The sequence below is a fragment of the Haliscomenobacter sp. genome, from assembly GCF_965225875.1.
Classification (GTDB): Bacteria; Bacteroidota; Bacteroidia; order Chitinophagales; family Saprospiraceae; genus Haliscomenobacter.
On record NZ_CBDDBS010000002.1, the window covers coordinates 3,271,654 to 3,294,987 of the forward strand.

15 protein-coding genes are annotated in these 23,334 nt (G+C 47.1%); 12 read left to right on the forward strand and 3 right to left on the reverse strand.

Features of this window, described 5'->3' with window-relative positions; all coding sequences use genetic code 11:
• Positions 1-5: 5 nt before the first annotated feature.
• The 5 genes from hisC to hisF all read left to right on the forward strand — a co-directional run bounded on the left by hisC (position 6) and on the right by hisF (position 4,444).
• Positions 6-1,040 (forward strand): histidinol-phosphate transaminase, encoded by a 1,035-nt coding sequence (gene hisC, locus ACO08K_RS15745; RefSeq protein WP_421797360.1) that lies wholly within the window; start codon positions 6-8, stop codon positions 1,038-1,040.
• Positions 1,037-2,173, forward strand: coding sequence for a bifunctional histidinol-phosphatase/imidazoleglycerol-phosphate dehydratase HisB (gene hisB / locus ACO08K_RS15750; protein ID WP_421797361.1), 1,137 nt, complete (start codon positions 1,037-1,039; stop codon positions 2,171-2,173). The genes hisC and hisB overlap by 4 nt, the downstream gene beginning before the upstream one ends.
• Positions 2,174-2,296: 123 nt before the next feature.
• Positions 2,297-2,911 (forward strand): imidazole glycerol phosphate synthase subunit HisH, encoded by a 615-nt coding sequence (gene hisH, locus ACO08K_RS15755; RefSeq protein WP_421797362.1) that lies wholly within the window; start codon positions 2,297-2,299, stop codon positions 2,909-2,911.
• A gap of 55 nt (positions 2,912-2,966) precedes the next feature.
• Positions 2,967-3,686, forward strand: coding sequence for a 1-(5-phosphoribosyl)-5-[(5-phosphoribosylamino)methylideneamino]imidazole-4-carboxamide isomerase (gene hisA, locus ACO08K_RS15760; RefSeq protein ID WP_421797363.1), 720 nt, complete (start codon positions 2,967-2,969; stop codon positions 3,684-3,686).
• A gap of 5 nt (positions 3,687-3,691) precedes the next feature.
• Positions 3,692-4,444, forward strand: a complete 753-nt coding sequence (hisF, locus tag ACO08K_RS15765; protein ID WP_421797364.1) for an imidazole glycerol phosphate synthase subunit HisF — start codon at positions 3,692-3,694, stop codon at positions 4,442-4,444.
• Positions 4,445-4,564: 120 nt separating this feature from the next.
• On the opposite strand, the gene ACO08K_RS15770 is transcribed toward hisF, so the two are convergent.
• Positions 4,565-5,569 carry a hypothetical protein gene (locus ACO08K_RS15770; RefSeq protein WP_421797365.1) on the reverse strand — a complete coding sequence of 335 codons (1,005 nt, stop codon included), beginning with the start codon at positions 5,567-5,569 and terminating at the stop codon, positions 4,565-4,567.
• 503 nt (positions 5,570-6,072) lie between these two features.
• Here ACO08K_RS15770 and ACO08K_RS15775 point away from each other — a divergent pair.
• The 7 genes from ACO08K_RS15775 to ACO08K_RS15805 all read left to right on the forward strand — a co-directional run bounded on the left by ACO08K_RS15775 (position 6,073) and on the right by ACO08K_RS15805 (position 21,545).
• A complete protein-coding gene (locus ACO08K_RS15775) occupies positions 6,073-7,176 on the forward strand; it encodes a PorP/SprF family type IX secretion system membrane protein (protein ID WP_421797366.1) in 1,104 nt (367 codons plus the stop codon).
• Between the two features lie 68 nt (positions 7,177-7,244).
• A complete protein-coding gene (locus ACO08K_RS15780) occupies positions 7,245-9,713 on the forward strand; it encodes a hypothetical protein (protein WP_421797367.1) in 2,469 nt (822 codons plus the stop codon).
• Between the two features lie 24 nt (positions 9,714-9,737).
• Positions 9,738-17,138, forward strand: a complete 7,401-nt coding sequence (locus tag ACO08K_RS15785; RefSeq protein WP_421797368.1) for a PKD domain-containing protein — start codon at positions 9,738-9,740, stop codon at positions 17,136-17,138.
• Positions 17,139-17,264: 126 nt separating this feature from the next.
• Complete coding sequence (locus tag ACO08K_RS15790; protein WP_421797369.1) at positions 17,265-17,903, forward strand: hypothetical protein; 639 nt, start codon at positions 17,265-17,267, stop codon at positions 17,901-17,903.
• A 67-nt stretch (positions 17,904-17,970) separates the two neighbouring features.
• A complete protein-coding gene (locus ACO08K_RS15795; RefSeq protein WP_421797370.1) occupies positions 17,971-18,192 on the forward strand; it encodes a heavy-metal-associated domain-containing protein in 222 nt (73 codons plus the stop codon).
• Positions 18,193-18,254: 62 nt separating this feature from the next.
• On the forward strand, positions 18,255-19,943 hold the full coding sequence (locus ACO08K_RS15800) for a DUF1800 domain-containing protein (RefSeq protein WP_421797371.1): 1,689 nt from the start codon (positions 18,255-18,257) through the stop codon (positions 19,941-19,943).
• 24 nt (positions 19,944-19,967) lie between these two features.
• Positions 19,968-21,545 carry a DUF1501 domain-containing protein gene (locus ACO08K_RS15805; RefSeq protein WP_421797372.1) on the forward strand — a complete coding sequence of 526 codons (1,578 nt, stop codon included), beginning with the start codon at positions 19,968-19,970 and terminating at the stop codon, positions 21,543-21,545.
• Positions 21,546-21,609: 64 nt separating this feature from the next.
• Here ACO08K_RS15805 and ACO08K_RS15810 read toward each other — a convergent pair whose 3' ends face one another.
• Both ACO08K_RS15810 and gcvT read right to left on the reverse strand, forming a co-directional pair.
• Entirely contained in the window at positions 21,610-22,110 is a 501-nt protein-coding gene (locus ACO08K_RS15810) for a GbsR/MarR family transcriptional regulator (RefSeq protein ID WP_421797373.1), read from the reverse strand.
• Positions 22,111-22,173: 63 nt separating this feature from the next.
• On the reverse strand, positions 22,174-23,307 hold the full coding sequence (gene gcvT / locus ACO08K_RS15815; RefSeq protein WP_421797374.1) for a glycine cleavage system aminomethyltransferase GcvT: 1,134 nt from the start codon (positions 23,305-23,307) through the stop codon (positions 22,174-22,176).
• Between the last annotated feature and the right edge of the window lie 27 nt (positions 23,308-23,334).

The following is a 23,334-nucleotide window of genomic DNA, read 5'->3' on the forward strand; positions in this document are numbered from 1 at the left end:
CAACAATGGAAATAGCCAATTTGGTTCGTCCCAATATCCGTAAACTGGTGCCCTATTCGTCGGCGCGCAGCGAATTCAAAGGTAAGGCCGAGGTTTTCCTCGATGCCAACGAAAACCCCTTTGAAACCGGGCTCAACCGCTATCCCGATCCCTTGCAATGGAAACTCAAAGCAGCGATCAGCCAATTAAAGGCTGTACCTGCCGAGCAAATTTTTCTGGGCAATGGCAGCGATGAAGCCATTGACCTCGTGGTACGGATTTTTTGTGAACCCCGCCAGGACCACATCCTGATTTTGCCACCTACCTATGGCATGTATCAGGTTTCAGCCGATATTGCCGATGTGGGCATTCGAAGTGTATCGCTCACCCCGGATTTTCAGCCTGATGTTGAGGCCATTTTGGCGGCGGCGGATGAACATTCCAAAATTCTGTTCATTTGTAGCCCCAACAACCCAACGGGCAACGATGTAGAATTGGAGCGCATTCGCAGCCTTTGCGCGCAATTCAAAGGCATTGTGGTAGTAGATGAAGCTTACATCGATTTTTCCAATCAAGCCAGTTGTACCTCATTGTTGGCTGAATTTCCCAACCTGATCATTTTACAAACATTCTCCAAAGCCTGGGGTATGGCGGGCATTCGTTTGGGTATGGCTTTTGCTTCGACTGAAATCATTCAGTTGTTTAATAAGGTGAAGCCGCCTTACAACATCAATCAACTAACCCAGCAAATTGCCTTGGAGGCACTGGAAACCAGCCAGGATGATTACCGCCAATTGCTATCGACCCTGCTGAATGAACGTGAACGTTTGATCAATGGATTGGGTGAATTGAAGTTTGTTGAAAAAATATTCCCTTCGGATGCCAATTTTATCCTGGTGAAAATGGATGATCCCAACGGCACCTATCAATATTTGGTAGAAGAAGGGATCATCGTGCGCAACCGCAACTCGGTACACCTCTGTGCCGGAAGCCTGCGCATCACCGTGGGGCGTCCCGAAGAAAACGATGCATTGTTAACTGCTTTGAACAAGAGGCCATGAAAAAAGTACTCTTCATTGACCGGGATGGAACCCTGGTTTTAGAACCCCACGATTATCAGGTGGACGCTTTGGATAAAGTGGAGTTTTACCCCCTCGTTTTTCAATACCTGGCCAAAATTGTGCAGGAGTTGGATTATGAATTGGTTATGGTCACCAATCAGGATGGTCTGGGTACCAATTCTTATCCCGAAGATACTTTTTGGCCTGCCCACAATGCGATCATGAAAGCCTTTCGCAATGAAGGCATTATTTTTGCCGAAGAGGTCATCGATCGTACTTTCCCCCATGAAAATAAGCCCACTCGTAAACCTGGCACTGCCCTTCTGACCCATTACATGGATGGAAGTGTGGACCTGGCCAATTCTTTTGTAATCGGCGACCGCATTACCGATGTACAATTGGCCAAAAACCTGGGGGCTAAAGCGATTTGGATGGTAACCGACCCCCAGTTGGGCGCCGACGAAATCAACAACGATGCGCGGAGTTTGCAGGAGGTGATCGCCCTGAACTCCACCGATTGGGGCGAAATTTACCGCTTCCTCAAAGGCCGTCAACGCACTGGAAAAGTGCACCGGGTGACCAAAGAAACGGATGTACTGGTAAAGCTTGATTTGGATGGTCAGGGGCAGTACAACAATCACACCGGGCTGGGCTTTTTTGACCACATGCTGGATCAATTGGCCAAACATAGCGGGGCCAATCTGGAGGTACGGGTACAAGGCGATTTGCACATCGATGAACACCACACCATAGAAGATACAGCTATTGCCCTCGGTGAAGCTTTCCGCCAGGCGGTAGGTGATAAGCGGGGAATGGAACGCTACGGGTCTTGCATTCTACCCATGGACGACTGCCTGGCTACCGCTGCCATCGACTTTAGTGGCCGTCCCTGGCTGGTTTGGAGTGCTGAGTATCGTCGGGAAAAGGTCGGTCAAATGCCTACCGAGATGTTTTACCACTTTTTCAAGTCTTTCAGTGATACCGCCCTTTGCAACCTTAACATCAAAGCCGAGGGCGAAAACGAACACCACAAAATCGAAGCTACATTCAAAGCTGTAGCGAAAGCCATCAAGATGGCCGTGAAACGAGATGTAAACAGCCAGGAACTGCCTTCTACCAAAGGTGTTTTGTAAGCCAACCCACGAGAATGGGTGTGGGTGTGATGTGTGAAAGTGTGGGTGTGATGGTCTTTCATTCCCTAGAAACTACGCCAACCCACGGATTTATCCGTGGGAGGCAACCATAAAAAAGAACCCATGACTTTAGTCGTGGGAAAAAGAGTAGCTATGATCGCCGTAATCGACTACAACGCTGGCAACGTCCAATCCGTCCTCTTCGCTCTGGAGCGACTAGGCGCCCCGGCCATCCTCACCGATGACCATGCCCAAATCCGTGCCGCCGAAAAAGTCATCTTTCCTGGCGTTGGAGAAGCCAGCACCACCATGCACTTTTTACGCGAACGTGGCCTGGATGAGGTCATCAAAAGCCTGACTCAGCCAACTTTGGCCATCTGTGTAGGCATGCAGTTGCTTTGTGCTCATTCGGAGGAAAACGACACCCCTTGCCTGGGTGTCATTCCACAACGAGTCAGAAAGTTTATCCCGGTCAATGGGGAGAAAGTACCCCATATGGGTTGGAATTCATTGTCACGTTGTGCGGATGAAATTTTTATACCCGAACTCAGCGGCGAATACGTGTACTACGTTCACAGCTACTACGTAGAACAGGGGCCGTACACCAGCGCATTGAGTGAATATACCCTGCCCTTTAGTGCGGGTTTGCACAAAGACAATTTTTACGCGACCCAGTTCCACGTTGAAAAATCGGGAAAAGTGGGGGAGACGATCCTCCGTAACTTTTTGAGTCTATAACCTAAGCTCCAGAGAGAGGGAATCCGGACAATCAAACCCAAACAAAACCATTCTCATGCAAATCATTCCCGCGATAGATATAATTGAAGGCAAATGTGTACGCCTTACCCAGGGTGATTACGCCCAAAAAACGGTCTACAATGAAGACCCCCTGGAGGTAGCCAAACAATTTGAAGATGCCGGGTTGCAGCGCCTGCACCTCGTCGATTTGGATGGAGCCAAAGCCAAACGCATCATCAATTATCGAGTACTGGAACGGATTGCCGGGGCCACCAAATTGACCATCGACTTTGGTGGAGGCCTCAAGGCGCATGAAGACTTGCGCATCGCTTTCGAATCGGGTGCCCAACAAGTGACAGGAGGCACAGTAGCGGTAAAAGAACCAGAATTGTTCCTGGATTGGCTCAAAGTATACGGCGGGGAGCGCATCATTTTGGGGGCTGATTTTAAAGATGGGAACATTGCTGTAAGTGGGTGGCAGGAGCAAAGCCAATTGGAATTGTTTGCTTTTTTGCAAGACTACATCAGCAAAGGTGTCCAATACAGCATTTCTACAGATGTATCCAAAGATGGGTTGTTGCAAGGAAGTGCCATTGATACCTACCAACGCATCAGGGAAGAGCTTCCCGAACTCAAACTCATTGCCAGTGGCGGAGTAACTACCCTGAAAGAACTGGAACGCTTGCGGGAAATTGGTTGCTATGGGGCCATTATCGGCAAGGCAATCTACGAAAACAAGATCAGTTTAAATGATTTAATGGCCTTTAACGCCTAAGACCTATGCTAGCTAAACGAATCATTCCCTGCCTCGATATCAAAGATGGGCGAACCGTCAAAGGGGTTAATTTTGTCAATCTGCGGGATGCCGGTGATCCAGTGGAACTCGGCGCGGCTTACAGTGAAAAAGGAGCTGATGAGCTGGTGTTTTTGGACATTACAGCGACTCATGAAAAGCGCAAAACCATGTCGGAACTGGCACGATCCATTGCCCGACACCTTAATATACCTTTCACCATTGGTGGTGGCATTACCTCTATTGACGATGCGGATGCCATGCTGGCCGCCGGAGCCGATAAAGTGTCAATCAACTCTGCTGCAGTACGCCGCCCTGAATTGATCGATGAATTGGCGCTGAATTTTGGTAACCAGTTTGTAGTTCTGGCCGTTGATGCCCGTCAGATTGACGGCGAATGGATCGTACACCTGAATGGTGGACGTATTCCCACGGAGATTCGCCTATTTGATTGGGTGAAAGAAGCTGAATCGCGCGGAGCAGGAGAGATCCTGTTTACCTCCATGGATCACGATGGTACTAAAGCGGGTTTTGCACTGGAGGCTACCGCCCATATTTCCGAATTGTTGTCTATTCCAGTCATCGCTTCCGGAGGTGCGGGCAATATGGAACATTTTTACGATGTTTTTACTACAGGGAAAGCCGATGCGGGACTTGCTGCGAGCATTTTTCACTTTAATGAAATAGCTATTCCAGATTTGAAAGGATATTTGAAGGAGAAAAATGTTGTGGTGCGGTAAGCACTTAAAATAAGGGAAGTGATAAAAATGGTGAGGGCCAGACGTTGAATCGTACTGGCCCTCTATTGATTAGTTTAGGTGTCAATATCTTAGATCTTCCTGCGGCGGCACTGCGAGCAATTAGTGGCGGTTGGAACTAGAAGGTCTCATTCTTGTAACAGTATTAGGAGTCATTTTTACTTCATCCAAAATATTTGATTGAGTTGGAGAATTTGAAGATACATTTCCGGAAAACACAGATCTGTTAACGCTGGAATTGTCACGATTGGTGAAAAAATCTGCACCATCGATGTATGCGCTATTGTTTTGTAGTGTATTGGAACGGATCAATGACTGATTCAAGCCATTATTGATCGCCCGGCTGAAAAACGCACCACCGTACAAAGCGAAGTTATCTTTCAAAATGCAACCTTCAACTTTTACATTGCAGGTACCACCATTGCCTACGTTCATTACTGCTCCACCTTCAACTTGGGCATTGTTTTGGAAGAACTTGCAGTTTGTGATTTCTGATCCATTTACTGCGCCAGTAGTAGCAAGGTTGTAAATGCCTGCTGCATAGTTGGATTTGTTGTCCTGAAAAGTACAGTTTTTGATTTGTACTGCATGAGTACCTGCAGAAGCTTCATTGTACCAGGCCGCTCCAGTGCTGGTGCGGTGTCCTTCCTGCTCTTTTTCATTGGAGTTTGAAGCATTTCCGTGGCAGATGAAGAAGCCATCAACAGTTACTTGAGAAACATTCCGTGTGTAAACCACATTAAAAGAATTGTCTTCAGCGGAATTGATGTCACCAATATTGCCGGAAAGTACAGTTGGGTAGGATTCCCAATTGCGATTTTGCTCAGATGTTTCGTTGCCTACGAAACCTCCAAGTAGTGTAATGCCCTCGTTGATTACAAACGATGCATTCCGATTGCCAGTCTGCGAAGGTGTATAAACACCAGCAGCCACCCAGATTTTTGTTCCTGGCTTTGCAACTTGCAAAGCTTGTTGAAGGTCACCAAAAGCCTGACTCCAAGATGAGCCATTACCTTGTGCTCCCTTCTTCACGAACAGAATCTGCTGTGCGTTCATCTGCAGGAAAAAACCTGCCAAAACTAAAGTTGTAAAAATTGCCCTTTTCACGTTGCCCGCATTTGTAAGATCAGAAAATATCTGTACTTCAGCGAGTGCAACCGAGCTTCACGCTTGGTCACACCTCAGGTGTGCCAAACGAACGTAACAAATTTTGGATAACGGGATCTCCGGCACACAACCGGAAACATTTGCATTAGGATACTTTGTCAAAACTTAGCACAAGGTAATATAAATTATCTGAACCAAACAAGGTGTACTTGATTTTTTTTCTCATTTGTCTTTTTTTTAGGTGTATTTTACCTAGAATTGACACAATTGATAAAAAAATGTTATCTTGCGCAGTCCCTTCACAAATTCTCCTCCCCCTTTGGGTATGTTCAAGCTCATGTAGGCGTCATATCACATTCAAAAGAGCTCATTATTGTGTTGGCTAGAGTACCAATCCACGATTTTTGGGGTTATCTACAAAATTAAAGAAAGCTACGAACCGACTCTAAGCAAAAGAATGCTTATTTTTCGGCAACATACAACCTTAAATAACTTCATTCCAAATGAATCGAGACCATCTACCCAAAGCCAAATTCCTGTTGTGGAGCCGAAACATCTTTGTTTGGGTGGCGCTTTTTTTTCCAGGCGTAGCCGGACTCGCCCAGGATTTGCACTATTCGCAATTTTATGGTGCCCCCCTTCATCTTAATCCTTCATTAACCGGGATTTTTGACGGGGATGTCCGGCTGATGGGACAGTACCGCAACCAGTGGGCACAAGTTCCAGTGGGGTACACAACCTATACAGGTGCTGTAGACGTCAAGTTTTTCAATAAGAATGTGTCAGATGGTTTTGCGGCACTTGGTATTGGTTACAACCATGACCAAGCGGGCCTTGCAGATCTTCGACTGAGTAATTTTAATCTAAATGGTGCCTACACCAAAAGATTGAGCAATCGATTTTATGGCTCCTTAGGTGGGCAGCTTGGCTTCGGCGCGCGCAAATGGGAAGCTGATCAGGTGACTTATGACAACCAGTACGATGCCCAACAAGGAACTTTCAACCCGGATAATCCTAATGGAGAGGCTCCTTCCCAGCAAAAATTGAATTTTGGTGATGTTGGTCTGGGTTTTAACCTGCGATACCAGGTCAAAGAGTCCTATGAACAGATCGACACCTCTACGGGGCAACGCACTAAACTTGACTTTGGAATGGGTTTGTTTCACCTCAATCGGCCCAATCAATTTTTTACGTCCTCGGGTCCGATTAAGCTCCCCATGCGGCTTACGCCTTACATCCTGGCAGATTTGCAGATCAGCAAACGTTTTGACTTGATTGCCAACGTTGCAGCTCAGTTTCAAAGTTCATACCGTCAGTATTTAGGCGGTTTGGGACTGCGTTACTACATCAACCCAAAACGCAATGAAGAATTTTCCATTCAATTGGGAGGAACAATGCGTTTTGATGCCCTAACCAATGATTCCGCAATCTACCCTGCAGTAGAGGCACGTTACAAAAAAATACGCGCAGGTTTCAGTTACGATGTGAACCTCTCCAAATTTAATACGAGTGTAGAGGGTGGAGTCGGTGGCCCCGAATTGTTTATCCACTACATTTTTAAATCTTACAAACCGGTAAGTTTCAAACCCAATTGCCCCTTGATTTAAACACGATGGATCCAATCCATTGGGTTCGTTGAGGGTATTGTAACTCCAATCAGCCAAAGTAATTTACCATGAGAAAAACATTGCTTATACTGGCCTTATTTATAGCGCTGTTTCAACAGGGTTATGGCCAATCTTTAAAACAAATTTTGAAGATTGCTGACAGTACATACGCAAAAAAAGACTTTTATACTGCCCTAACTGCTTATCGGGATGCACTAAAACTGGACACTAACCGTATGGATATCCAGTACAAAATTGGAGAATCTGCCCGGCAGTTTAATTCTTATGCCTCCGCGGCAAGAGCCTATTTAAAGGTATTGGGTAGTAAAGAAAAAGCTCAATATCCTGATGCCCGCTTGCGCTTGGGAGAATGTTTGCACAAACTGGCTGATTACCGCAATGCAAAGTCGGCCTATCTTCAATTTATCCAGGAACAACAGGGTGTTCAAGGGATTACTCCAGAGTTGCTTCAATTGGCTAAAAAGGGGGCGGAGGACTGTGATTTTGCCCTAAAAAGCATCCAAAGTGAGGCAAGCGCGCAACGCAATGCCAACTATTACCCCCAACCGGTCAATATGGGGCCGGAAATCAATGGACCTTTCACTGACTATGGAGCCTCTTTTCATGGTGATACTTTGTACCATACTTCTTATGAATTTCCTGACCCAAAAAACAAAGCGGGTCGCCTCAATAAAGTAGTCAGGACTTATTCAGGTAAGGCCAAAGAATTACCTTCTTCATTCAATGCTACCGATCAACATACCGCTTACTCCGTATTTACGCCAGACAATAAAGGGGTGTATTATTGCAATTGTGTGGCTAAAAATGCGGCGGATTTGCGCTGCGATATTTTTTACCGCCCTTTGGATGTGCCAGGGGCTACGCCCATAAAACTAGGCATCAACCTGCCTGAGTATACCAGCACTTCACCTGCGTTGGGCAAAAACACCAAGGGCGAAACAGTGCTGTATTTTGCTTCCGACCGCCCAGGAGGTAAAGGAAAACTCGACATCTGGATGGGAGCCATCCAAGCTGATGGCAATGTAACTAGTGCTTCTCCAGTTGCAGAGATCAATACCATTGCAAATGACATCAGCCCCTTTTACCAGGAAATTCCAGGGAAAGCTCAGTTGTTGTTTTTTGCTACGGATGGACGGAAAACATTCGGGGGGATTGACATTTATGGTACCCGTTTGAACCAAACAAAACGCTGGATTGAACCTTACAACCTTGGGGTCAATATCAACTCCTCTTACGATGATTTTGGTTACATCCGCGACCCCAAGGGAGATACCCTGGTATTCAGCTCCAATCGTGTCGGCTCGATCCGTTTGTTCGCTGAAAATGCCAAAAAAGAGGATAAACAGGAAGTAGAAGTTTGCTGTCATGACCTGTACAAAGCAGGGATTTACAAATTGGTCAATCTGGAGGTGAACACCTTCAAGTTACGAGACTCCCTGGCATTAAATGGCACAACGGTTAAAATTTTTGAAGAAGCTCCCGACGGTACCCGCAAGGAGTTATTGAATAAAACCGAAGCGGATACCAATAACTACTCAACCCTGATTGAGCGCTACAAAAAATACTACATCCAGGCGCAGAAACAAGGCTTTATTGCTGAAGATTCTCTGGTATTGGCCAATTTGGGGGAAGAGGAATCTACCCTGGTTGTCAATTTGTACCTGCCCAATTTACGATTGGACGTGTTCACCCTGCTTGGGCCTCTAAATGAACAAGACCCCAGCAGAAACCCACCACTTAACGATTGTGAAGTGAGTTTTTATGAAGTGGGGATTGATGGTAAAAGAACACTGTTGGGAACCAAAAACGACCCCAATGGAAATGAATACAATTATGCTGTCGACCTTGGCAAAACATACTTTGTAAAGGCAACTAAGCCTGGTCACAGTACGGATACACTGGAAGTGGCCATTAATGAAGCCACTGTGAAAGAATACGGCTATGACGTGTCGGTTGATTTGTACTTGGAGCCCGTTAGATTGGCGATTAATTTGTTTTTTGACAATGCCAAACCCGGACCTGGAAACCTGGTGACCACTACTGAAAATTATGGAAACCTGTACAACAATTACATCAAACGAGAGCCTGAATTTTCAGGTTTTGCAGGACAGGTAATGCGTTCATTTTTCCAAAACACGGTGAAACTAGGTTACGATAGCCTTGAAAGACGGATTCCAGGAATCATCAGAGAGCTTGAAAGTGGATCCTACATCAAGATATACATGGCAGGTTTTGCCAGTCCACTTGGCAATGCTGATTACAACAAAAGACTTGGAGAGCGGAGGATGGTTTCAGTGATCAACCATTTAAAGTTAGCTAAAAATGGGATCATGGAAAAATACATCAAATCGGGTCAGCTTTCTTTTAATCTTGAAGCAGTTGGTGAAGATCCCAATAAACCAGATATCCCAACTGCTTTGTCAAATGTCAAAGGTGAAATTTTCGGCATTCAGCCTTCACTGGATCGCAAAGTGCAAATTTTCCGGATTGACGTCAGTACAAAACCATTCAAGTAATCCTCACGCCCAATGAAATACCTTATGAACATTTACAACACATTTCAGCATTTCGGTGCAAAGCAGCTCAATTTGTGGCGTTTGATTCTGGTACTGCTCGGCGCGCCAGGTTTAAGCTACGCCACGCATATCGTTGGGGGAGAGGTAGGTTATCTTAGCCTGGGCAACGACCGCTATGAAATAATCGTTCGGGTTTATCGCGATTGTGCGCCCAAAACTGAACCTTTTGACCCCGTAGCCTCAGTTGGGATTTTTGACCGCAGTGGGTTATTGCTCCAAGATGTACGCATTGACGCTACTTCGGCAACCCCTCTCGATAATAACCTCGATGCGTGTATCCTGGCTCAGACCAAGGTTTGTGTAGAAACCATGACGTACAAAGCCACGGTGGTTTTGCCATTCCGAACGGGGGGGTATCAAATTGTATACCAGCGTTGTTGCCGCAATGCGACCATTAAAAACATTGTAAGCCCGTTGGAAACCGGGGCGACCTACGATATATGGTTGACTGAAGCAGCTATGCGCCGCCGCAATAACAGTGCTACTTTCCGTCGTTGGCCAGATATTTACATCTGTAACAATCGCCCACTGGATTTTGACCACTCCGCATTTGATTTAGATGGAGATTCCCTGGTGTACCGGCTTTGTACGCCCTTACAAGGTGCGACATTTGCTAACCCAAGACCACAGCCACCTAATTTTCCACCTTACGATACACTGATTTGGGTAAAGCCGCTGTATAATCTGTACAACATGCTGGGGACCGTAGGTCAACCATTGCGTATCAACTCCACTTCCGGCTTGTTGACTGCCCGACCTGGTATATTGGGGCAATTTGTAGTAGGGATTTGTGTGGATGAATATGACCGTAATACCAAACAACTCATTTCTTCCACTCGTCGCGATTTTCAGTACAACGTTCAGAATTGTGAAGAGGTAGTCGCAGAGTTTTTTGCACCAGAAATCCAATGTGATTCTCTAAAAGTGAATTTTCGCAATGAAAGTATGGGTGCCAGCAATTACCTCTGGCTGTTTGACCCTCCCCGTACAACTCCGAATTCTACGGTAGCCAACCCGATTTACACCTTTCCTGCTTACAATACTTACACCATAAGTTTGATTGCTGAGCCGAATACCACTTGTGCGGATACCGCTTCGCGACAGGTGAAACTGGTCAAATCGGGCATTAAAGCCAATTTTAAGGCCGAAATATTGCCTTGTGGTGCCGAAACCATCATTAGGCTACAAGATCTGTCTACCGATTCAAGTGCGGCTATTGTCAAACGAAACTGGAAAGTTACCTTCGGGGTTGCTGGCCAAATCCTTGCTACTGGTGCAGATACCTTGGTGCGCTTGCCTGCAAACGTTTCGGGCACCATCAGCCTTACCGTTGTCAACGCGAATGGTTGTGAAAAAACGATCACACAATCCTTTTCTGCGAATGGCGAAAATCCCACTGATAGCATCTCAGATACCATCCGTGCTTGTACAGGTACCACGATCCCGCTTAATCCAAATGGGACGGCTACATCTGTTTATTCTTACCGCTGGGAGCCAGCCGGCCTGATGGATAACCCCAATGCGGTCAATCCCAAATATAAGGTCACACAAAATGCTACAGTCACTTTGACCATTACAGTCAATACGGCTCAAACCTGTACTCTGACCAAAACCATCACCATTATAGCCATCCCCCTACCGGTGGCAGATTTTGGACTTGGTAATGACGGTGGCAATGGAGTGGCCAGTAGTTGTGATGGCCGGACGCTGAGTTTGATCAACAAATCAAGCAATGCAGACTCAGTCAAATGGATCATCGGGGATATCAACAACCCTCTTTTGGTGTCAAAAGAAAACAATCCAACATTGACTTTGGGGGATACCGGAACCTACACACTGACCTTGATCGCTTATGGGGAGTGCACGGATACCTTGCAAAAAAACATCCGCCTGGTCAAATTGGAAACCGATGTCAATTTCACCTTCAATTATACCAGTTGTATCCTGAATGGGTCTACCATTAAATTGGTGGATGTATCCAATAATCCTGGCGTTCAAATTGCCGGTCGGACCTGGAAATTGTCAGATGGCCGTACCTCTAATGAGGACTCTCCGAGTTTTAGTTTCACGGATACGGGCCGGGTTACCATCACTTTGGTGATTCGAACTGCCCAAGGTTGTTTGGACTCTGCTTCACAAAGCATTGTCAAAGCACCAATTTCCGGGGTGGACTTTCCCGACACCATCGTTGTATGTAGAGGAATGCCGCTACAAATCCCTGGCAATAACAATCCCAACCTGGTGTACATGTGGTTGCCCGATACTGGACTGGATGATCCAACCGTTGGCAATCCGATTTTTTCCCCGCAGCAAAGCACATTATACACCGTTAATATTTCGGTGCCAGGTATCCCCGCCTGCCAGACCAATGATACGATGATGACCGTGGTGCCAGGTAATATGGGCATCACAGTACTTGGCGCAGGAGCAGATGGCACGCCCGTTTGTACGCCTCAAACCACACTGACTGCTTCGACTAACCGCCCGGCTACTTTCCGTTGGTTGGATGCCAACGGCAATGAATTGGGCAAAGGGGCTACGTTTACAGCTACTGTAGCAACTCAGCGCAATTTGACCGTAGAAGCCACAGATGAAAATGGTTGCAAAGAAAAACTGGAAATAAGCCTGCTTGGCCAACCCATCGTTTTTGCAGCACCTGATTCGGTCATTCTGTGTACCAATGAATCACTGCGGATCAATACTACTCAGGGGCCTGGTCAAATTCTTACCTACAGTTGGACCCCACTTGCTGCTTTTGAATCGGGGGCATTGACGGCTAATCCTGTTTTGGCAGCAACACCAGGCATCAAGGAGGTTTTTGTGCAGGTGCGCAATGCCTCAGGCTGTACATTGACCGATTCGGTGCAGGTGATCATCATCGATGCCAACCACAACCTGGATTTCACTCCTGAAATTCAATGCGACGGCAATACCGTAGTGTTCCGAAATACCAGCACGAATGCCTTTGGGTATCTGTGGAACTTTGGAGACGGGACAACTTCTACCGAAGAAAACCCCACCCATAAATATGCAGCAGCTGGGGATTATACCGTAACGCTTACCTTAAGTTATAATGTAACCTGCCGTAAAACGGTGAGTAAAGCAATCAACATCACCACCGGGACCTCCATCGGACTCAAAGTACCCAACAACTTGACAACTTGTGGAGAAACCGTAACACTTACTGCAGAGGGAAATCCTGGAACCAGCTTCAAATGGACAACCAAACAAGGCCAATTGTTGAGCTCTAACGCATCCGTAAGTGTTAATCCACCACCGGGAACTACGGTGTATTATGTTACGGCTACGAAAGCACCTGGGTGTACCGAAACCGACAGTGTGAGTGTTACTGATAATGGAGTAGATGTTACCCTCATTACACCATCAGGTAGCGACCGCATTGATCAATGTGATGCTGAAAGTGTACAAGTAGAAGTGCGCAACAACGCGCCAGGCCAGCAATTGACCTACAGTTGGACCCCTGTGTTCAATGTTGTATCTGGTCGAAATACGGCAACTCCAGTGTTGCGTCCAACGAATATTGGTGTCAATGTTATCACAGGTATTGTCAGCAATCAATTTGAATGTGAAGATACCCTAACGGTGACCATCAACCTAGGTGCTTTGGATTCCGGCTTACCCGATACGGTCCAAGTTTGCCCCGGGGTAGCGACACAACTAGCCCCCAATGCCAGCTCGGAGTTTACTTATCAATGGTCGCCAGGAACAAACTTATCGGCTACCAATGTTCGCAATCCAAGCTTTACGGGGACTGCTCCTGTAACCTACCTGGTAACGGTGACCAAAAACAGCGGAGGGATTTCTTGCCAGGTTGTAGATACAGTCGTGGTTACCATTGGTTTAAAACCTGAAATAAAGGTTTCTACAATGGACACCCTTGCCTGTGCAAATAGAACGATAATCCTTGATGTAACGGGTGCCAGCAGATATACATGGATCATTAACGATAGCCCTTCAACCCCGCCAATCCAAACTAATGGAGGGCTCGCGGTATCGGCAACTGAAGGTACTGATCTCCGCTATACTGTAATTGGCCGAAATGAATTAGGCTGTACCGATACCATTTCAGGCATTCGGGTTCGCTTTGTCGACTTTAACCCTGGCCAATTCACCACACCGTTGAGCATTTGCAAAGGGGATACCATCGAATTACACCCAACGGGTAACCCCGCATTCCAATACCAATGGTCGCCAAGTGCAGGATTGAATTTAACCAAGCCCTACAATCCGGTGGCTATACTGAGCCAAACTACTCGGTTTGATGTTACCATCACCGACCCTGTCACCGGATGTTTTAAGGAACGGGCTATCGTTGTGAATGTAAATGCTATTGAAGGTTTCAAAGCCAGCAATGATACGAGTATTTGTACGGCTACGGGGGGCTTAACCCTGCGCGCAGATGCAAATGGCAACAATGTTACCTTCCGGTGGTTGAATGCTGCAGGTACTCAAATTGGCACGGGTAAAACCATAAGCGTTAACCCGGCAGTTGGGGTAAACCTTTATATCCTAGAAGCCAGCAATGGCACTTGCACCCAAAAGGATACGGTAAAAGTGACCCTGGCTGACTTCAAACCAGGTGATCTTACTTCTCCTCAATCGGCCTGCGCCGGACAACCTTTGGCACTGAATCCGAATGGTAATCCTGCGTATACCTATACTTGGTCGCCAACTACTGGACTCAATTTGACGAATCCACACAATCCAATTGCTACACTTAATGCCTCGGTTACTTATACCGTTACAGTGACTGACCCAGCGAGCGGCTGTAGGCTGGAAAAAGAAATTCGGGTCAATGTAATCAACCTGAGTGACTTCGCCGTTGTGCCGGCGGATACTACCGTATGTCAACCTGGTGGTGTGAACCTGCGGGTGACTGGTGCAGCAGGCGCAAACGTCCGTTGGCTCGATGCAAATGGGACCCAAATTGGTACAGGTCGTAGCATTTCCCCAAGCCCCAATGTGGGTTTGAACCTGTACATCGCTGAGGCTAGTGTGGGTTCTTGCACCGCTCGGGATACCAGCCGGGTGACCCGCGTGGATTTCCAACCTGGTGATCTGAGCTCCCCACAAGCAGCTTGTGCAGGAAGCCCACTACCGTTGAATCCTAAAGGTAATCCAGCTTATACTTATGCCTGGTCACCAACGATAGGTTTGGATTTGACCAACCCACACAATCCAATAGCCACCTTGATCGCCTCCGTCACCTATACAGTAACGGTAACTGATCCAGCAACGGGCTGTAGCATCGAGAAAGAAATTCGGGTCAATGTAACTGACCTGGGCGATCTGGAGGCCATTCCTTCTGAAACAGTTCTTTGCCAACCTGACTTCGTGTTGCTCACCGCGAGGGGGGCACAGGGAGCTACTATCCGTTGGTTGGATGCCAATGGACAAGTTATTTTTAATGGCAGAAACCTTTCGGTTACGCCTGCGGTGGGGCTTAATTTGTACATCGTAGAAGCGACTTTGGGTTCTTGTGTCAAAAGAGACACTGCGCGGGTGCGCCTCAGCGACTTCAAGCCAGGGGATTTGAAATCGCCGCAAAATATTTGTGTAGGTAGTTCAGTCGAGTTGAATCCGAACGGTAACCCTGCTTATACTTATGTTTGGACACCAACCCGGGGTCTTGATTTGAGCAAACCTTACAACCCAGTTGCTTCACCAACAAATACAACAACGTATACTGTTACGGTGACTGACCCTGTGAGCCGGTGTTCCGTTACCAAAAATATAGTGGTCAATGTTACGCAGCCGATTACGGTGATTGCATTGCCGGATACCTCCCTGTGTGAACCCGGGCGTTTGACTTTGCGTGCGACCACCTCACGGCCAACGCCAATTACCTGGTTTAGTGATGCCGCCTTGAAAAACCAGATTGGAACTGGAAACCGGATCAGTGTCACCGTGGCAGCTGGTAAAACGGTCTTTTATGCCGTGGCAACCGATACCAATGATGTGTGTATCCGTGCACAAATCGACGCGGCCAGAAATGGCGGCGGTACTGGAACGGGTGGCGGCCCAACCATCGGCAAGGGTGGGCCATTTGAAGGTGCACCTTTGGATTCAGCAGTGGTCGACGTGGTAGACATTACCAAGGGGGCTCCACCAAGCATGATTACGACTTGTGCTGGCCGACCTACTCCGATCAATCCAAATGGCAAACCAAATCTGGTTTACCGTTGGTCTCCTTCAACAGGCTTGAATGATTCTACTTCTGCTACGCCTACAACGATTGTTACGGTGCCCACAACCTATACGGTTACCATTTCGGATGCATTTGGTGCCTGTAGTATCGTGCGCCAGGTGGTAGTCATGGCCGCAGAACCGATCCGAGCGGATGCAGGAAAAGATACGACCTTGTGTTCTTTGAATCCGTTTAACCTGGTCGCAAGTGGCAATGGAGCTGCAATCTTTGAATGGGCCAACAACCGCAACTTTAGCCCGGTTCTGGGACAAGGGGCGCAGTTCTCCATTACACCGGATACCGTAGCGAAAACCTACTATGTACGCATTACCAATGCGGCAGGTTGTGTGGAAACCGATTCCGTGACGGTCATTGCCCGCCCGGTTAGAGCTACCCTGCCAGCTACGGTTAGCGCCTGTGAAAATGGTGATGAAGTGACGCTCATTGTGACCAATAACGATCGGCGCCAGAATTTGACCTATCTCTGGTCACCCGCCAATCTGTTCATCACAAATGTACGCACTGGCCCTTCGGCAACTATTGTAGCTCAAAATGGCGCCCAACCGCAAGTCTTGCTGACCAACCAGTATGGATGTACCGCCACCTTGCGCACTACGGTGAACATAGTAGATTTGGCCAACAAAGTGCGTGTAACCGCCAATCCGACAACCATTAAAAATGGAGAGTCGACTACCATTCGGGTGGAAAATTGCCCAGATTGCACCTACTCCTGGAGCCCTGCTACTGGACTGAATACAACTACTGGTAGCACCGTAATTGCGTCTCCTACAGATACTACCGAGTATACCGTAAAAGTGACCAGCAATGGTTGTATGGCTGAACTCAAAATCACCATCAATGTTTCAGGGCCATACTGCGTAGAGCCTTACATTTTTGTACCCACCGCTTTTACACCTAACGGCGACGGCGTGAACGACGTGCTGTATGTACGTGGCCGCGGTATTGATAGAATGACTTTCATCATTTACAATCGCTGGGGGCAAAAAATGTTTGAAACCAGTGACCCCAGAGTGGGTTGGGACGGTACATTCCGGGGCAAAAAATTGCCTGCTGATGTATATGGATTTTATTTACTTGCCAATTGTATTGATGGTACCACGTACCGCAAACAAGGCAACGTGACTTTGATTCGTTAACCTGATTCGGGTCACGACGGCCTCGACATCATGATCTAATCACCCCCTTGGCTGGAGTAATCCGGTCAGGGGGTTTCTTTTTAGGGTATAATGCTCTATTTTTGTACTTCATCAGTATCTGTAATTATGAAGCATTTGTTTTTTTTCTTCCTCTTCAGTGTTGGATTATATAGCCTGAATGCCCAATGTGATTTTGCCATCAATGAAGTTGATGATTTCGATAGTACCCATAGTGTGGTCACCAAAGCCATCAATATCGGCTACATGATCCCCAGTAATTTTCAAACCGCGGATGGCTACAAAATGATCGAAGAGGCAAAGGCCATGTTTACTTTTTCCCAAAACGATACCCTGAACGCTTTTTTCCTGGTTTTGGGGCTCGCCGAGAGAGAGTTTTTGACCATAGAGGAAGGCTTTAGCGTGATCCTGAAAGTGGAATCCCTAAAAGATACTGTGGATCTGGGCAAAGATGTACCCAAAGTTGACCCTGCTGATGATACCAAGGGTTCCGACCTGATTGGCCTTTATACCGTGCCTGACCGGGGTAATTTTGACAAAAACACCAACATGCGGCTTTACACCCTTACCTGTCTGGTGCCTTTGGATCACGTCTTTACTTTATCCTATGCCGGCATTGAAAAAATTCGGATCAATTATAAGAACAGCCGCCATACCATTACGCTGAACAAAGACCAACAAGCTTCCATCAAAAAAGCGGTGCAGTGTGTGGCGGAGGCCATGAAGCTGTTTCCAATCAAACCTTAAACCTTAAAGTGACGATTGTCACTGGCAGAACGCAAGCTTGATTTTACTTTTGCAAAAAAAACAAAGCATGGAATCCCTAAAGTTTAAAACCAATATCAATTGTGGTGGCTGTGTAAAGGCGGTTACTGGATTTATTAATGAGGTTCCAGGCATCAGCAATTGGGAGGTTGATACGCAAAATCCTGATAAAATCCTCAGTGTAGAAGGAGAGGGAGTGGATGCGGAATTGGTGCTGGAAGCAGTGAAAGATGCAGGTTTTGAGATTGTGGAATTGGTGGAGTGTGAATAATCGATTGGCTGTAAAATTGATCTTGCTTATATTCGTTAATACTCTAAGCAAATCAATCCCTTATGGCCGAGTTCTCCTCTTCCCGCCGGACTTTCCTCCAACTCCCAACTGAGGGTTTGCTGGTGGAAACGCCCTACATTGAACCAGAAATACCCACTGCCCCGCCCGCATTTACCCTTCAAGGAGGGCTAACTCCATATACGGGCATTTGGGGCCGGGAGCAAGCCGCCCATTTGCTGCGGCGCGCTACTTTTGGCTGTAGCCAGGTACAAATTGATCAACTCTATTACCTGGGGGATGCCCAAAAAGCCGTGGACTATGTTTTAACCATCCCCAAAGCCGAGCCTGCCCCGCCCGTCAACAATTACAACAACGAAGAATTTACCGACCCGGATGTCCCTTTAGGCAAAACTTGGGTTAACGCCCGACGCAACAACGACGGGGAGTTTTTCCGCATCACCTCCTGGCGCAGCTGGTGGATGGAACGGATGATTACTTCCGAAGCCAATATTCTGGAGAAACTCATCCTTTTTTGGCACAATCATTTTGCCACCCGCACCGATATTTCCTTTAGTGGCCAGGCTTGTTACAAACATTACATGATCCTGCGCAAACATGCATTGGGTGATTTCAAACAGCTGGTGTATGATGTAACGGTGGACCCACACATGCTTTTTTTCCTCAACGGCCTGTACAACGGAGTCAATGCGCCAGATGAGAACTATGCCCGCGAATTGCAGGAACTCTTCACCATCGGAAAAGACAACCCCGATCACTATACCGAGGCCGATGTAGTAGCTGCCGCAAAAGTGTTGACGGGTTGGCGACTGGAATACGAAACCAATAAAGTTTTCTTAGACCCCTGGTCGCACGACCAAACGGACAAACAATTCTCCGCTTTTTACAACAATCGCGTCATCAAGGGTGGGGCTGATGCAGAGCGTGAAGTTCGGGAGTTAATTGATATGATTTTCCAAAAGGATGAAGTCTCTCTTTACATCTGCCGGAAGTTGTACCGCTTCTTTGTGTATTATCAGATAGATGAAGAGGTAGAAAAAAACGTGATTCAACCCTTGGCGGCAATCCTGCGCCAAAACAAGTACCAGATTTTACCCGTCATCTCGGCCTTATTGCGCAGCGAACATTTCTTTGATGCAGTGAATAAAGGTTGTTTTATCAAAACCCCTTTGGATTTGGTCATTGGCGTATTGCGCAATTTCAACGTCTACATCAACGGACCTACCTTATATGACCAGTACCAAATTCTGACCAGCTTGGGCTGGACTTGCAACGACTTACAAATGCTGCCGGGTGATCCGCCCAATGTGGCAGGATGGCCAGCTTTTCGACAAGCCCCCAAGTATTACCGTGCCTGGATCAACAGCGATACTTTGCGCAACCGCAACATTTACTCCGATGTGATGACCTATTGGCGTTATGAAACGGATTCAGGGTATAAGGTTTTTATCGATCACATTGCTTTTGCCAACCAGTTTCCTCGCCCCGATGATCCAAATTTGCTGATCGACGGCATCTTACAAGTGTTGATGCCCATGCCTTTTTCCACAGCAAAAAAACAAGTACTGAAGAGCATTTTGCTGTCGGGCCAAGCCCAGGACTATTACTGGACCGTGGCCTGGAAAAACTACACCGCTAACCCCCGGGATAAAGCGGCTCGGGATACGGTCTGGTACCGCCTGGCGGCCTTGCACAAGTACTTGATGGGTCAACCCGAATACCAGTTGATTTAATCCTTTTCCCAAAATTAATGCTTTATGGAACGCAGATCATTCCTCTATCATAGTTGTGCCGCCGCAGCAGGGGCTTCCTTTTCTTTAAAGGGCATGCCCTTAAATACCGCGCCACAAAGGTCTTTTTTGGACGCCCTAAGCTTCAACGGAAATCCCGAAAACCGGGTATTGGTACTCATTGAACTGAATGGTGGCAACGATGGGATCAATACTTTTATCCCGCTGGATCAATACCGCAACCTGAGCAAATTCCGGCGCAACCTCTTGATCCCCGAGCGCAATGTACTGCGCTTGCAAGGAACTCAGGTCAACGGCCTTCACCCTGCGATGACCCCCTTTCAAAAAATGTACAATGACGGCCTGGTGTCAGTAGTGCAAAATGTAGGGTACCCCGAACAAGATTATTCCCATTTTCGCTCAGCGGACATTTGGATGTCGGCTTCCGATGCGGATGTGAACATTGAAAATGGCTGGGCTGGCCGCTACCTGGAACAGCGCTACCCGGGCTTTCCTACCGGTTATCCAAGCGACGCGAACCCTGACCCTTTGGCCATTCAGTTGGGCGCCGTGATGTCTTTGGCTTTGGTCGGCAGCCAATGGCCCATGGGTATGGCGATTACGGATCCGAAGGCCTACTATGAGTTTGTCAACAGTGTGGTAGAACCCGCACCCGATGGCCCTTTTGGTGATGAGTTGGAGTACATTCGACTGGTTACCCAACAGGCGCAACAATACTTTAAATCCGTAAAAGGTGCAGCTGACAAAGGCCGTAACCAATCCACGCTCTATCCTCCCGATGAAAAAAACTACCTGGCTGACCAGCTTAAAATTGTTGCGCAGTTGATCAAAGGGGGGCTAAAAACACCCATCTACATTTGTACTTTACATGGTTTTGATACCCATAGTGAGCAAATCAATCCATCTGGGAACCCTCTGGAGGGCAACCATGCCGAATTGTTGCAGATGCTGTCGGAAGCCATTTTTGCTTTTCAGGACGATCTCAAACTTATGGGTATTGATGATCGGGTGGTCGGGATGACTTTTTCAGAATTTGGCCGTACGATTGGTTCTAACGGTAGCTTTGGTACGGATCACGGGGCAGCTGCTCCTTTGTTCGTTTTTGGCAAGGCGGTCAATCCGGGCATCATCGGCAAAAATCCACAGGTTCCTACTGATTTGGGAGAATCAGATGATTTGCCTATGGAAAATGATTTTCGCGCCATTTATGCCACGATACTGAAAGACTGGTTTGGCTTGGAACAGCCAGAATCTATTTTGGGGCAAAAATTTCCCATTTTACCCATCTTTAAATCTATTTCTACCCCCACCCGTGATTTGCAGACGGCGGAATCATTTGACCTAAACCTCAGGCCGAATCCCTTCCGGGAAAGCAGCACCATCAGCCTACAAACCAATGGTGGTCAGATATCCGTACGTTTGTTGGATGGCTTGGGTAAAGTGGTTCAAACGGTGGTAGAAGGGTATTATCCTGCGGGAACCCATCAGTTTGTGCTCCAACGCCAAAACCTTCCGATGGGTCAGTATTATTGCCAGGTGAATGTCAATGGAACGATTGGGGTACGAAAAATAGTAGCGATGTAAAGCGAAAAGTGAAAAATTAGTTCATCATTTGGATTTCACCGTTTGGTGTATTTTTTTTCACTTTTCACTTAATCATTTTCATAAATGTTCCCACGAACCAATTGGAATCGGCTTTCACCAAAGTATCGAGGGTAGAATCGGCTTTGCTGGAAAAGAGTTTGATTTCTTTAATCATTCGGACGAATTCTTCGGCTTCCGGGTCGCTCCCTTCTACGCTGGACAATTCGTCCAGAACCTTGAGCATGGGCTCCAATTCTTTCTTTTTGCGTTGGATGATGATGTTTTTGACCACCTTCCACATGTCTTTTTCTGCCACGAAAAACTCCTTGCGCTCTCCAGCCTTGAGTTCTTTGAATACCAAACCCCAGTCGATCAAGGCCCGCAAATTCATGTTGGCATTGCCACGAGAAATTTTCAGCTCCTCCATGATGTCATCGGCACTGAGCGCTTGTGGAGCGATCATCAAAAGGGCATGGATTTGCGCCATCGTGCGGTTGACACCCCAACTAGAGCCAAAAGCTCCCCAAGACTGTAAAAATTTATCTTTTCCTTCGGGCAGGTTCATTTGTCCAATAGTTTCAAAATTTCCTGAAAGTACATAATTAAATGTAAAAGCAGGCACTTTTGTTTACGTATGTACTAAAAATGGCGTTTTAACCACTGTGGCTGCGAGGCTTTTGCCACTAATCGAAATGAAAATTTCGGTTCCAGGTGCAGCAAATTCCGTTTTGACATAGCCCATCCCAATGGGTTTACCCAGGGTTGGCGATTGCGAGCCCGAAGTTACTTTGCCAATGACCTGGCCTTGGGCATCCAGAATTTCATAATCGTGACGAGGAATGCGGCGGTCTTCCAGTACAAAACCAACCAGCTTACGGCTGACGCCAGCTGCCTTTTGTGCTTCAAAGATATTTTTTCCAATGAAACTGGGTTTGGCTAGTTTGGTTATCCAACCCAAGCCGGCTTCAAGTGGAGAGGTGGTATCGTCGATGTCGTTTCCGTACAAACAAAAGCCCATTTCCAAGCGCAGGGTATCCCTGGCACCCAAACCAATGGGAGCAATCCCCAGCGGTTTGCCGGATTCAAAGATGGCATCCCAAATCGCAGCAGCATGGCTACTGTCTACATAAATTTCAAAGCCACCCGCCCCAGTGTACCCGGTGGCTGAAACGATAACATTATCAAATCCTGCGAATTTACCCTTGGCAAAGTTGTAGTACTTGATCCGGCCCAAATCGATGCCAGTCAATGGTTGTAGGGTTTGTAAAGCTTTGGGGCCTTGTACAGCAATCAATGAAGTTTGATCAGAAATGTTGATCACCCGGGTATCAAAACCACGCGCGAACTCAGCTGTTGGTTCCAGGTGTGCATTGACCCAATTCCAGTCTTTTTCAATATTGGAAGCGTTCACTACCAGCATGTAGGCCCGCTCACCTTCCGCACAATTGTCTTCGGGCAAACGGTAAACCAATAAATCGTCAATAATCCCACCTTTGTCGTTGGGTAAGGAAGAATATTGTGCTTGGCCAACGCCTAATTTGGACGCATCATTGGTGGTAATGTGTTGGATTAACTCCAGCGCTTGTTTTCCTTTTACAATGAACTCGCCCATGTGCGACACATCAAATACGCCCACTCCATTGCGTACGGTATGGTGCTCTTCCTGAATACCCGTGTAGGAAATCGGCATGTTGTAGCCTGCAAATGGGGCCATCTTGGCGCCCAGTGCAATGTGTTTTTCAGTGAGTGGAGTGTTTTTCATGTGTGCGTTTATTTGAAAAGGTTCCGG

Excerpts from the sequence above, each read along its gene's own strand:
- hisH (WP_421797362.1), top strand. The coding sequence starts at position 2,297 with ATGACTTTAGTCGTGGGAAAAAGAGTAGCTATGATCGCCGTAATCGAC.
- hisB (WP_421797361.1), top strand. The coding sequence starts at position 1,037 with ATGAAAAAAGTACTCTTCATTGACCGGGATGGAACCCTGGTTTTAGAA.
- ACO08K_RS15805 (WP_421797372.1), top strand. The coding sequence starts at position 19,968 with ATGGAACGCAGATCATTCCTCTATCATAGTTGTGCCGCCGCAGCAGGG.
- hisC (WP_421797360.1), top strand. The coding sequence starts at position 6 with ATGGAAATAGCCAATTTGGTTCGTCCCAATATCCGTAAACTGGTGCCC.
- ACO08K_RS15800 (WP_421797371.1), top strand. The coding sequence starts at position 18,255 with ATGGCCGAGTTCTCCTCTTCCCGCCGGACTTTCCTCCAACTCCCAACT.
- ACO08K_RS15780 (WP_421797367.1), top strand. The coding sequence starts at position 7,245 with ATGAGAAAAACATTGCTTATACTGGCCTTATTTATAGCGCTGTTTCAA.
- gcvT (WP_421797374.1), bottom strand. The coding sequence starts at position 23,307 with ATGAAAAACACTCCACTCACTGAAAAACACATTGCACTGGGCGCCAAG.
- hisF (WP_421797364.1), top strand. The coding sequence starts at position 3,692 with ATGCTAGCTAAACGAATCATTCCCTGCCTCGATATCAAAGATGGGCGA.
- ACO08K_RS15775 (WP_421797366.1), top strand. The coding sequence starts at position 6,073 with ATGAATCGAGACCATCTACCCAAAGCCAAATTCCTGTTGTGGAGCCGA.
- ACO08K_RS15810 (WP_421797373.1), bottom strand. The coding sequence starts at position 22,110 with ATGAACCTGCCCGAAGGAAAAGATAAATTTTTACAGTCTTGGGGAGCT.
- ACO08K_RS15785 (WP_421797368.1), top strand. The coding sequence starts at position 9,738 with ATGAACATTTACAACACATTTCAGCATTTCGGTGCAAAGCAGCTCAAT.
- ACO08K_RS15795 (WP_421797370.1), top strand. The coding sequence starts at position 17,971 with ATGGAATCCCTAAAGTTTAAAACCAATATCAATTGTGGTGGCTGTGTA.
- ACO08K_RS15790 (WP_421797369.1), top strand. The coding sequence starts at position 17,265 with ATGAAGCATTTGTTTTTTTTCTTCCTCTTCAGTGTTGGATTATATAGC.
- hisA (WP_421797363.1), top strand. The coding sequence starts at position 2,967 with ATGCAAATCATTCCCGCGATAGATATAATTGAAGGCAAATGTGTACGC.